The organism is Pontiella sulfatireligans (genome assembly GCF_900890705.1).
Taxonomy (GTDB): domain Bacteria; phylum Verrucomicrobiota; class Kiritimatiellia; order Kiritimatiellales; family Pontiellaceae; genus Pontiella; species Pontiella sulfatireligans.
Map to the genome: position 1 here is coordinate 2,902,204 of NZ_CAAHFH010000001.1, position 11,474 is coordinate 2,913,677.

The window sequence follows — 11,474 nt, forward strand, 5'->3', positions numbered from 1 at the left end:
TCTCCAATTTTCATACCCTGCACAATTATCTGACCAAGAGCACTGACCATGATTAAAGATGCCGTCGCCAAACTTATCAGCAGCGAATCCCTCGCCCGCACAGAGGCCGTCGCGACGATGACCGACATTATGGCGGGCAACGCCACCGAAGCGCAGATCGGTGCAATGAATGCAAAACCCCGTCCAGCCGGAGACTCAGCGAATAGCATCCCCGGCTGTGCCGAAGCAATGCCTGAGGGAAACAAAACATGACCACCATCATACTCATCGCCACTCCGCCCCTGCTTTTGTTCGCCTTTCTGCTCGGGATGAAGCTTTCAGGCAGGCAACCGATCCGGCTCATGGTTAATACCTACACCTCCCTCCTGCTGCTCCTGTATTTCCTTGCGACAACCGGACTCGGCATTTTCTGGGTTGCAAACCAGCACCTCCCGGTCTTCGATCTCCACTACCTCTTCGGATACGTCGCCGGCCTGCTGGCCTGTATCCATGTCTACCAGAACCGCAAACAGATACGAATCCGGTTCAAGCCGCGCCCCGGCCGGACAAACGCGCCGACACCCGGCAAACCCGCAACCGCCCTCAAAGGCAAACTCGCGGCGGCCGCGGTTGCGGGAATTGTTTGTTTTTGGATGGGAATGCAGCTCGGCAACCATTCCATCTCTGTCTACCCGCAACAGAGCAAACCGGGAAGTTCCTCCGAATCAAATCCGGTACAGGGAAAAAACGGGCAAGCGGTTCTGAAAAGCGCCCCGGCGGTGGACCGCCAAATCATTGAAGACGGAAAAAACAAAACCCCCTTGGCCGTCTACTACCACAACGCCACCAAAAACACCCGGTGGAATGTCGTCCAAAATCCCGGGGGACTGGATTGGTCGAAACGCCCGGAGGTCTTCAAAACCTATCCCGCCGGTCGCAACCTGCCCCTGCCGCAACCGGATTTGGAAAAGACGGACCAGACGGGACAGGTCATCGATCGGCAGAGAAAAACAGTATGCGCATTCAAACCGGACAGAATGACGGCAACGGAGCTCTCCTCCGTTTTAATGCTGAACAACGGCGTAACCGGCAAGCTCGAATATCCCGGCGTCAAATACTACCTGCGGTCGGCCCCCTCGGCCGGCGCACTCTATCCCACGATTACCTACGTCCTGGTCAACACGGTCGAAGGTATTGAACCAGGCCTCTACCACTACCTGATCAAAGAACACGAACTCCACCTGATCGACCCGGACCCCGGCCTGACGGAAAAGCTCCAAAACGCCGTCGCGTCGCCCGCCCTGCTGGAAAACGCGAACGTTGTATTCATCTATACGGCAAACTACTACCGCTCTTGCTGGAAATATGGAAAAAGAGCGTACCGCTACATCCTGCTCGACACGGGACACGTAGCCAAGAACGCGCTGCTTGGAGCAGAAACCTTCGGCTACCAAGGCAATCCAATCGGGTGTTTCGACGACCGGCGCGTAAACGCCCTGCTGCGGGTCGACGACGCCGAAGAGGGCGCCCTGCTGCTGCTCCCGCTGGGAAAAGGCACAAAGGCCGGGCCGGCTACGCTTGAAAGAGCCGTCAAAGCGGCCCCGCAAACGCTTTCGGGCAAAGCCGACGAACTGGTGCTCTTTGCCCATGGACAGACCTATCTGGAACTGGGGGGCCCGCTTCAATATGTGGCCCCAACGGCAACCGTCCGAATTTACGGGAAATCCTACCCCGCGCTGCCCATTGTTGATTTGCCGGACACATACCAGGCGGGAAGCAGCCTTCCCTCCTCCATCATGAACCGCCGGTCCGTCAGGAACTGGGACGACCAGGCCATGACAATGGCCCAGCTTTCGTCCCTGCTCTACTACTCGTTCGGAGTGAAAAACGAAAACGGGGAATACCTCGCCGATCCGGGAATAGAGGGCCCCAGCCTCCTCAACCTGTACTTGGTCGTCAACAAGGTCAAAGGACTGGAAGCGGGGGTCTACTGCTATAACAGGCAGCGGCACAATCTTTCGCAAATCCAGAGAGGGGACTTCCACCGGACGGTTTTCGACGCCTCGCTTTTCCAGGAAGTGGTCGGTCGGTCAGCGGTATGTTTCGTGCTCACGACATCGAACGCCCTGCTGGACCACCGGCACGGGGACCGCAGTCTCCGCTATGCGGGGATCGAGGCGGGCATGATCGGCGAAAACATCTATTTGCAGACGCAGGCACTGGGGCTGGGCTGCACGGGAATCGGCGCCTATTTCGACGACGAAGTCAGCGCGCTGATCAAGGTCCCCCCTGAGGAAGAAGCCATCACCTACCTGCTGGCGACCGGCGTAAAAAAGAACCCCTGAACAAAAACGCCGTTTTCCAACCTTCCAATCTTCCAGCCATTGGAATATCATTTCCAATCGTTGGAAGAAAACTTCCAGACATTGGAAAGACGGAGCACACATCATGATTAAAGAAGCGATTGCCAAACTGATCAGCAAAGAACCCCTCTCCCGCGCGGAGGCCGCCGCCGCCATGACCAACATCATGGCGGGCAACGCCACCGAAGCGCAGATCGGCGCCTTCATCGCCGGGCTCCGGCTAACCGGCGAAACACCGGAAACGATTGCGGGCTGTGCGGAAGTGATGCGGGCCAACGCCACCAAAATCCAATGCGACGATCCCAATGCGGTCGATATTGTCGGAACCGGCGGCGACGGCGCGCACACGTTTAATATTTCAACTACCGCCGCCTTCGTAATCGCCGGAGCCGGCGTCACCGTCGCCAAGCACGGCTCCTACGGCGTATCGAGCAAATGCGGCAGCGCCAACGTGCTCTCCGAGCTGGGCGTCAACATTCAATACACCCCGCAGCGCATGGAGGAGTGCCTAGCCGAGCTCGGCATCGCTTTCCTCTTTGCCCCCGGTCTGCACCCGGCCATGAAGCATGTCATCGGCCCACGCCGCGAACTGGGCATCTGGAGCATCTTCAACATTCTCGGTCCGCTCTGCAATCCGGCCGGCGTCAAGAACGGCATCATGGGCGTCTTCAAGCCCGAGCTGGTGCCGATTGTTTCCGACGCCTGTGCGCAACTCGACATGAACTATCAGTTTATCGTCCACGGCAACGACGGCCTCGACGAATTCACCACAACGACCACGACGATGGTCACTGAAATCCGGCGTGGCAAAGTCGAAAGCTACGAAGTGCAGCCCGCTGGGCTTGGACTCCCCATGGCCAATGCTTCCGACCTCATTGGAGGCGAACCTTCCGAAAATGCTGAACTCACCTATGCCCTGCTCCGCGGAGAAAAGGGACCGAAACGCGACATCGTATTGCTCAACGCGGCTTTTGCCATCATGGCCGGAGGGAAAGCCGACAATCCCAAGGACGGGATCGCCCTCGCCGCCGAATCGATCGACTCCGGCGCTGCGCTCAAAAAGCTCGAATCCCTCGCCAAGATGTCACACGGCTGAGCAGTCATCACTAGGCATTAAGCTTTAGGTGTTCAGCAAAACACCCGTCACCTAAAACCTAACCCCTAAAAACTGCCCTTCATGATTTCATCGGCCTTGGTGCTCTATGCAGGGAATGTCGGTTTCCGCGACGGGTTCACGCCGCCTCGAAAGAGGGCGTGTTCATGCGCGTCCCAGGCCATTTCAACGAGGCGCAGCAACATCCACCTCAAAAAGAACAGGCGCTGACCAGCGCCCTTTCCATCGAATCCTCGATCATAGGCCATTGAACCTTAGTGATATGGGGACAACACGGAATCGGGGATTGCGGAACGGGGGAAGGACGGCAAAAAGACGTATGTCGTGTCATTCCGCCGCTATTTTCGAGCACAGTCCCACCAGCTCCGCCACGGATGAGACGCCCATCTTAACCATCATTCGGCCACGATGGATTTTGACGGTTCCTTCCTCGATGCCCAGCTCGCCGCCGATCTGCTTGTTCAGCATGCCGGTGACAACCAACTGCATCACGTCACGCTCCCGCGGGGTCAACACCTCCTCGCGCTTCCGAATCTCCGCGATTTCCGCTCGCCGCGCGCGCACCTCCTTGTCCTTGCGCAACGCCACCTCGATCGCATCCAGCAGATCCCGCCCGGCGACCGGCTTGACGAAGAAATCCGTGGCGCCCTTTTTCATGGCACGCACGCCCATGGGAATATCCCCATGCCCCGTGATGAAGATGATCGGCAAGCTGTCTTCGCCCAGCGCCTCCTGCAACTCTATTCCGCTCAACCCGGGCATCGCCACATCCAGAACCAGACAAGCATTTTCGATGGAACCGTCGCGATCACGCGCCAGAAACTCATCCGCCGAGGCAAACACCCTAACATCATACCGTGCACGATCCAGCAAACGCAACAGCCACTTGCGAACACAGCAATCATCGTCAACAACGTAGACGACTGCCGGTTTTCGAATTGTAGTTTTTGAATTCATTCGTATTTGCGGGCGTTCTTGTTGGATGGCACAACACAAGCGCATATCTTATTCCCCCTGAGGCCATCAACCCCGCGCTCCAATATCATCATAACCATAGTATGGAACCCCCTTTTCGCATTACAAATACATTACTTCACCGCGAAGGTGAAGACAAACACAATAGCAACTGGGCCGTAGTGCGATCAAAGTTTCCTTTAAAGATATTCGCTTCGATGGACTAGACCCACATGTAGTGACATTAGACATTTCATGGAAGCGTGTCGCGGCCATTTGGCATCATGGCGATGGCCGGAGGGCTTCTTTTGCCTGCGGCCATGAGGAGTCGAGGCGACTGGCAAACGGCCTTTTCAAAGGCAAGAAGTGCAATCGCCATGGAGCCCGTTCCGGTCAAGGAAATATCCCTGTCGCTCAAGGAAAGAACCCACAAGATACAGGCTTAGTCCGACGAAACGAATACCCCTAAAGTGATATATTAATTAAGTATAAGTAGTGTTCACTTTCAGTTATGCATCGTTGCTTTAAGGGGGAAATCGAATGAAAATTAAATTTGAATGTTTGGTTGGAGCGGCTATGGCCGGAGCGCTTGCCCTTGCCGTCGGGTGCAGTGATGTGCCGCAGGCAGGCTCGGCTCGGCCGCAGGCGGAGGTGCTGCCCGCGGATCTGCGGCTGCTGCAGGGGAACTGGCATTGCGTAGACCGCGAATGCAAGGCCTACTTCGAGGGCTATAAGATGCAGCTGAGTTACGGCTCTCCATCTGCGCCATATGTGCATAAACGGAATGCCTGCATCCAAAGCGTGGATATGGAACTCTCGCGCATGAAACTCTACCACGACGACCGACCATTGTTTTACGAGGTGGGCCGGGGGCGGGGCGCGAAGTGGCTGGAGCTGCGTTTTTACAACGATTATGACCGTGTATGGGAGCAGGTTCGGCTGGTTCGGCCGGGGGTTGCGAGCAACGGCTCCGAGAAACTTGCGAATTTATAAGAGAGGTTGTTTGTGTGCGCGATGATCTATAGGCACCGGCAACACCAGCGCCATCGCTCGCGCAAATAGCTAAACCTGCGCTTAACCCCGATTTCAGGATCACCTACTACTAAGGTGGTATATACCCGACATAGCATCCTGCTAACCTTCAATTAGGTTTCAAGAAAAGGTTTTGTCGTGAAGCAACGCCGCGGATTTACATTGGTCGAAATTTCGGTTGCAATAGCCGTTGTCGGCTTGCTTGCATCGATTGCCCTGCCTTCTTTCAGTTCTGCCCGTCGGCATTGCTTGGACAGGGCCAAACAAATAAATGTTCGCCTCGTGAATAATATGGTTGAGGAATGGGCCATGGATACCATGCAAATGGATTGTGCCCTAATCGATGCTGTCATCACGAACTATATCAAGGGCGGCATTGAGCAGCTAAGCGTTGGAAACAGTCATGTAGGTCTCACCAATATTACGGGAAGAACAGTCGATCATGAATTTACCGTAGGCGATCTTTACTAATCTCTGAACCGGCGCAGCATTGAAGAAACTCGAGCCCCTCGCGAAAATGTCGCAGCAACAATCCGCAAACCGAACACAATTTTTCATGCACCTGCTCCGTTGATGTTAACACGCTAACAACGGAGCAAGCTCGTGAAGAAAACACTACTGCACATTTTGATGCATGACGGCCGGCTGCTGCTGCGGGCCATTGAAGAAGAGCTTTCTCCTCTTGGCCTGCACCATGGGCAAGGCCGCATCCTGGTGGCCATTGCATCGGCAGGCGCCGTCACCCAAGCCGATCTTGCGCGGCGGATGGACATCAAGCCCGCCACCGTCACCAACATGCTTAAACCCCTTGCAGCAAACAAACTGATCCATCGCGAAACCGACCCCAAAACCAACCGCGCAATGGTGGTTGCACTCACAGCAGACGGCCAGCAGGCCTGCTCCGAAATCCAAAAAGCCTGGGAGCGGATCGAAGAGCGAATGAGTGCCGAGCTTCCTGATATCGACCTCGAGCATTTATTCGCCCTGCTCGAAAGCATCCGAAGCGCACTCGGAGGCAACGACACGCCCGAAGCAAATCATTCTTAACTAGGAGAGATATCATGAAAGCACAAGTCCTCATAGCAACCACCCTCGTCGCCAGCCTCGCTGCGGCGCTTCCCTACCCCATCGTCGACACCGGACAAACCCGCACCTATGGAGCCTTTGCCGGGCAGGACGGCCAATACAGCGCCAACGCGCCTGCCTATAAAGACAATGGCAACGGCACCGTCTCCGACCTCGTCACCGGCCTGATGTGGACGCAGGATCCCGGAGCAAAGAAAACCTTCGACGAAGCCGTCTCCGGTGCATCCAAATGTAAAGTCGGCGGCCATTCCGACTGGCGGCTTCCGACGATCAAAGAGCTTTATTCATTGATTCAGCTCAACGGCACCGATCCCGATCCGATGAGCACCGACATCTCTGGCCTGAAGCCCTTTATCGACGACTCCGTATTCAAGTTCACCTATGGCAAAGAAGAAGACGGCGACCGCATCATCGATTCCCAATTTGCCACCAGCACCAAATATGTCAGCACCACCATGCGCGGGGCCGAAACGATGTTCGGGGTCAACTTTGCCGATGGCCGCATCAAGGGCTATGGTATTGAGGATCCGCGAGGCCGGGGCGAAAAAACCTTCTACGTGCTCTATGTCCGTGGCAATTCAGACTACGGAAAGAACCAGTTCAAGGACAACGGCGACGGCACCATCACCGACGAAGCCACCGGCCTGACGTGGATGAAGGCCGACAGCGGCAAAGGCATGGACTGGCCGACGGCATTGGACTATGCCGAAAGCCTGGAGCTGGCCGGCCGCGACGACTGGCGCCTGCCCAATGCCAAGGAGCTGCAGAGCATCATCGACTACACCCGCTCGCCCGACACCACCGGCTCGGCCGCCATTGATCCAATTTTCGATGCCACCGAAATTAAAAATGAAGGCGGCAAGAAGGACTATGCCCAATATTGGACCAGCAGCTCGCATCTAAGCACCCGCGGTTCCGACACCGCTGTCTACTTTGCCTTCGGCCGCTCCCTCGGGTTCATGAAAGACCGGCGCACGGGTGACGTCAACCTGTTGGATGTCCACGGCGCCGGCTCCCAGCGCTCCGATCCCAAAGTCGGCGACGCCTCTGAGTTTCCTCAAGGACGCGGCCCGCAGGGCGACGTCATCCGCATCGACAACATGGTGCGCCTGGTCCGTGGAGGCAAAGTCGAAAAAGTGAATGCTGAACAGGCCAAGGAACCGGAACGGCAGCAGCGTGGAGCGCGAGGGCAGCAACGCGGCGAGCGCGGTCAGCGAAAGGGCTCCTTCATGGAGAACGAAGACCGCAACGGCGACGGCAAGGTTGCTAAAAGCGAGTTCCGCGGGCCGGCCAACCACTTCGACCGCCTCGACAAAAACAACGATGGATTTATTTCAGCAGACGAAGCCCCCACCGGCCCTCCTCCCGAGCGCCGGAAATAATCGCCGCAAAGAGGCGCAAAAAGCACAAAAACCTCCATCCCTAATCGTCTTGAGATTCTTGTGCCTCTTCGCGGCCGCCCAAACGGAGAATCAATCATGAAACAATATTCCATATTCCTTATCGCACTTGCCCTTCTTGGATTGGCAGGGAACGCCGCGGCGGATGACTGGCCGCGCTTCCGCGGCCCCGACGGGAGGGGAACCAGCGGCGAAACAGGACTGCCCTCCGAGTGGAGCGAAACGCAAAACCTTAAATGGAAACTCAAGCTCCCCGGCCAGGGATCGTCCAGCCCGATTGTCGTCGGCGACAAGCTATTCATTACGTGCTACAGCGGCTACGGCACGGACAACGCGGACGACGTAAACAACCTAAAGCGCCATCTGCTGTGCATCCATTCGGACACGGGAAAAATACGATGGGCAAAGGAGATCCCCTCCACCGCCGCAGAAGATGCCTGGAAAGGCTGGCTGCGGGAACACGGCTATGCCAGCCACACGCCGGTATGCGACGGAGAGCATGTCTACGTATTCTGCGGCAAAACCGGCGTCATCGCCTTCGACATGGAGGGAAAGGAAGCCTGGCGCAAAAACGTCGGCACCTCTTCCGCCAACCGCCGCTGGGGATCGGCCGCCAGCCCGATCCTTTACGGAGACCTGCTGATCGTCAACGCCTCCGAAGAAAGCCGCACGATCTATGCGCTGAATAAGCGAACCGGCAAGGAGGTCTGGAAGTACGAATCCGATAAAACCGAACTCACCTACGGCACCCCCGCCCTCGCGGAACTCGCCAACGGCAAGAAGGAACTAGTGATCGCCGTGCCGAACGAAGTGTGGGGGCTTGATCCGGAAAGCGGCGAACGCACCTGGTGGATCGAAACCGAATTGAAAGGCAACATTTCCCCCAGCCTGCTCGCAATCAAAGACAAGGTCTATGTCTTCGGCGGCTATCCGCGCATCACGACCGTCGCCCTCCGCGCCGGAGGCAGCGGCGATGTTGCCGGCACGCACACGCTCTGGACGAGCAGGGACTCCTCCTACGTTCCCTCCGCGGTCGAACACGAAGGGCACCTCTACTGGGTCAGCCACAAAGGCGAGGCCTATTGCGTGAAGGCCGGCACCGGCGATCTGGTCTACAAGGAAAAGCTCGATGCGGGCAGCGGCAATTCATTCTATGCTTCGGCCACCTTTGCCGACGGCAAGCTGTATGTTCCCAGTCGCAAAAGCGGCATCTTTGTGCTGGAGGCCAAACCCAGCTTCAAACTCATCGCACAGAATCGCTTCGCCTTGGACGAGAGCGACTTCAACGCCAGCGCGGCCATCAGCGACGGCAAGATTTTCCTGCGCTCAAACGAGTGCCTTTACTGCATCGCCAACGACTAACAAGCAAATGGATCATCACCACACCGCCGTCATCTTGAATGAGACAGACCCGTTTATGACAACACTCCAACAGTTCATGGCCTCCAAAAGAACCGTATTCTCACGACTTCCTGAATTCAACATCCGTACTGTCATTCAGCTTATTGATGACTAATCCCATGAAACGTTTATGGAGTGTCTGCCTGTTCAGCCTGTTCACGCTCACCGGTTTTGCTGAGCTCGGAGCCCTGCCCAGGAATATTGAACAACTGAACAAATAAGGTCTTCAAATCGGTCACGCCTACGCCTTGCTCTCCGAACCGGATTATCGCAAACGCGCAAAACACGGCTACTGCCGCAGCGAAGAAATCATCGGCTATGTCCGCAAAATAATGAGCCGCTACGTCGCCTACGAAGAGGCCATGAATTAAACCGCACCACGAGGAAGCTTCATGCTGACGCGCATAGCGCAGGCCCTACTTCAAGGCACGCTGACCTGGATCCGGTAAAAAACAGGATCGGCTTCAGACAGGTGAATAAACTCAACCCCCTCCTCTGTCCCGGCCTTATCCTGCTGGCTTAAATCAACCGTCCAGCCACCGGTCGTGAGGTTGGTGCAATAGAGCAGACCGTATTGCCGCCTCGCGGAGGCGGTCGCAACGATTTGGTTTGTACCCGACTCACAGGTAAGCCCGGTAATCAGAAAGAGCGAATTGGTGTCGAAGGGGTTGGTATCCGCGATGGATTCGTCGGCATCGGCGATGCCGTCACCATCACTGTCAAGAAGACCGTCCCCAGCCGCAACAGGACTGTATCCATACTCGGATTCCCACTCATCCAGCATGCCGTCCCCATCGGTATCAGAGGAGGCACTTAGATATTCATGGGCACCGATATCAACAAGGACCAAACCATCGTTATTGCCATCGAGCGGGCGCGGCACGCCATCGATATCAACAGAAGTACTGCCGACCTTGCTGCCCGCATCAATGGCGGGAGAGCTGTTCAGCAAGGAGACATCATAGTTAGCAATATCGGAAAATCGGGGATCGGAGGACAGATTCCCGACCCCATCATAACCCTCTTCAATAATGCTGTAGGTAATATCGGCAAAGTTGTCGTGCCACACCTCAAGATCTGCCGGGCCGGGTGCGGTGGTGATTTTGTTGCCAAAGGAAATGCAGTTAATGATCGTGGGCAAGTTGGCCGGAGCAGTGGCACTATGCGATCCGTTGTAGATGGCCGCACCTTTATCCCACGCCTCGTTGTTGGCAAAGACGCAATGGCTGAGCGTGGGCGATGACGTTCCGTCATTCCCCAGCGCCCCCGCCATAATGGAATAGTTTCCGGCAAACACGCAGTTGGTCAGGAAGGGCGAGCAGTAGAAATCGTTATACATGCCGCCGCCTTTGGCATCGCAGGCATTGTCATAAAATCGGCAGTTCACAAAAGTCGGATGCGTGGCGACATCGTTCTGTACCGCGCCGCCGCGCTTGCTGGCGGCATTGTTGATGAAGGTGCAGTTTTCAAAATAAGGATTCGGATCGCTGTCGCTTCCCCGAGGAACCGTGCTGACCATGTTATAGGCACCGCCCGCCTTCATTCCAAAGTTGTTAGAGATGACACAATTCCGCACCGAAGCGGCGGATTGAAAATTAATGATGCCGCCGCCCGCCGAATGGTTGATGCCGGAAACAATGGCATCGGCACTGGTGGAGTTCTGCCCGGGAATTCCGCCCGTTCCCATGTTCGGGCCATCGGCATAGCCGTCCTGAATGGTAAAACCATCGATCGCGGCATCCGTTGCATTCGTGCAGGAGACAACATGGTAAACATTATCGTTCGCCACTCCGACCGTACCGATGTCGCCACTCAGCACCGTGACATTCACCGCCCAGTCGCGCTCCGACCGCTCTCTTTCATTTCCCTCGAACCCGCCATAGACCGCAATGCCGCTTTTCAGCTCAAACGTGGCAAACCGATCCGTTCCGGTGGTGGGTTCATACGTTCCGGCCGCCACCCAAACCGAATCATCTCCGCTTGCTTCCGCGGCATCGATGCCCGCCTGGACCGTGGGATAAGCGGTCGCCCACGACGCTCCGTCCGCCGCGCCGCCGTTGCTGCCATCCACAAACACCACCGCCTGAACTGTCGCCACCCAGAGCACCAATAAACTGATTGTAAAATATAATCCTGATTTCATCG

11 protein-coding genes are annotated in these 11,474 nt (G+C 56.4%); 9 read left to right on the forward strand and 2 right to left on the reverse strand.

The annotated features are described in order from the left end of the window. Window positions 1–48: 48 nt before the first annotated feature. From SCARR_RS09930 to trpD, 3 genes are all read left to right on the forward strand, one after another. Window positions 49–252: a hypothetical protein gene (locus tag SCARR_RS09930; protein WP_136061432.1), complete on the forward strand. Its 204-nt coding sequence runs from the start codon at window positions 49–51 to the stop codon at window positions 250–252. After that, entirely contained in the window at window positions 249–2,324 is a 2,076-nt protein-coding gene (locus tag SCARR_RS09935) for a SagB/ThcOx family dehydrogenase (RefSeq protein WP_136061433.1), read from the forward strand. The genes SCARR_RS09930 and SCARR_RS09935 overlap by 4 nt, the downstream gene beginning before the upstream one ends. A 103-nt stretch (window positions 2,325–2,427) precedes the next feature. Beyond that, window positions 2,428–3,438, forward strand: a complete 1,011-nt coding sequence (gene trpD, locus SCARR_RS09940; protein ID WP_136061434.1) for an anthranilate phosphoribosyltransferase — start codon at window positions 2,428–2,430, stop codon at window positions 3,436–3,438. Window positions 3,439–3,783: 345 nt separating this feature from the next. Here the strand turns inward: trpD and SCARR_RS09945 are convergent, their stop codons facing one another. Continuing rightward, window positions 3,784–4,413 carry a response regulator transcription factor gene (locus SCARR_RS09945; RefSeq protein ID WP_136061435.1) on the reverse strand — a complete coding sequence of 210 codons (630 nt, stop codon included), beginning with the start codon at window positions 4,411–4,413 and terminating at the stop codon, window positions 3,784–3,786. Window positions 4,414–4,950: 537 nt separating this feature from the next. On the opposite strand from SCARR_RS09945, the gene SCARR_RS09950 reads away from it, so the two are divergent. From SCARR_RS09950 to SCARR_RS29060, 6 genes are all read left to right on the forward strand, one after another. Beyond that, window positions 4,951–5,403: a hypothetical protein gene (locus SCARR_RS09950; RefSeq protein ID WP_136061436.1), complete on the forward strand. Its 453-nt coding sequence runs from the start codon at window positions 4,951–4,953 to the stop codon at window positions 5,401–5,403. Between the two features lie 177 nt (window positions 5,404–5,580). Further along, on the forward strand, window positions 5,581–5,913 hold the full coding sequence (locus SCARR_RS09955; RefSeq protein ID WP_136061437.1) for a type II secretion system protein: 333 nt from the start codon (window positions 5,581–5,583) through the stop codon (window positions 5,911–5,913). Between the two features lie 132 nt (window positions 5,914–6,045). Then, the gene (locus SCARR_RS09960; protein WP_136061438.1) at window positions 6,046–6,489 is read left to right on the forward strand and encodes a MarR family winged helix-turn-helix transcriptional regulator; all 444 of its coding nucleotides are present in this window, start codon (window positions 6,046–6,048) and stop codon (window positions 6,487–6,489) included. A gap of 14 nt (window positions 6,490–6,503) precedes the next feature. Continuing rightward, window positions 6,504–7,910 (forward strand): Lcl C-terminal domain-containing protein, encoded by a 1,407-nt coding sequence (locus SCARR_RS09965; RefSeq protein ID WP_136061439.1) that lies wholly within the window; start codon window positions 6,504–6,506, stop codon window positions 7,908–7,910. A 96-nt stretch (window positions 7,911–8,006) separates the two neighbouring features. Continuing rightward, complete coding sequence (locus SCARR_RS09970; RefSeq protein WP_136061440.1) at window positions 8,007–9,290, forward strand: outer membrane protein assembly factor BamB family protein; 1,284 nt, start codon at window positions 8,007–8,009, stop codon at window positions 9,288–9,290. 287 nt (window positions 9,291–9,577) lie between these two features. Continuing rightward, window positions 9,578–9,700, forward strand: coding sequence for a lysozyme family protein (locus SCARR_RS29060; protein WP_281281152.1), 123 nt, complete (start codon window positions 9,578–9,580; stop codon window positions 9,698–9,700). A 50-nt stretch (window positions 9,701–9,750) separates the two neighbouring features. Here SCARR_RS29060 and SCARR_RS09975 read toward each other — a convergent pair whose 3' ends face one another. Continuing rightward, window positions 9,751–11,472 carry a choice-of-anchor Q domain-containing protein gene (locus SCARR_RS09975; protein WP_136061441.1) on the reverse strand — a complete coding sequence of 574 codons (1,722 nt, stop codon included), beginning with the start codon at window positions 11,470–11,472 and terminating at the stop codon, window positions 9,751–9,753. Window positions 11,473–11,474 lie beyond the last annotated feature (2 nt).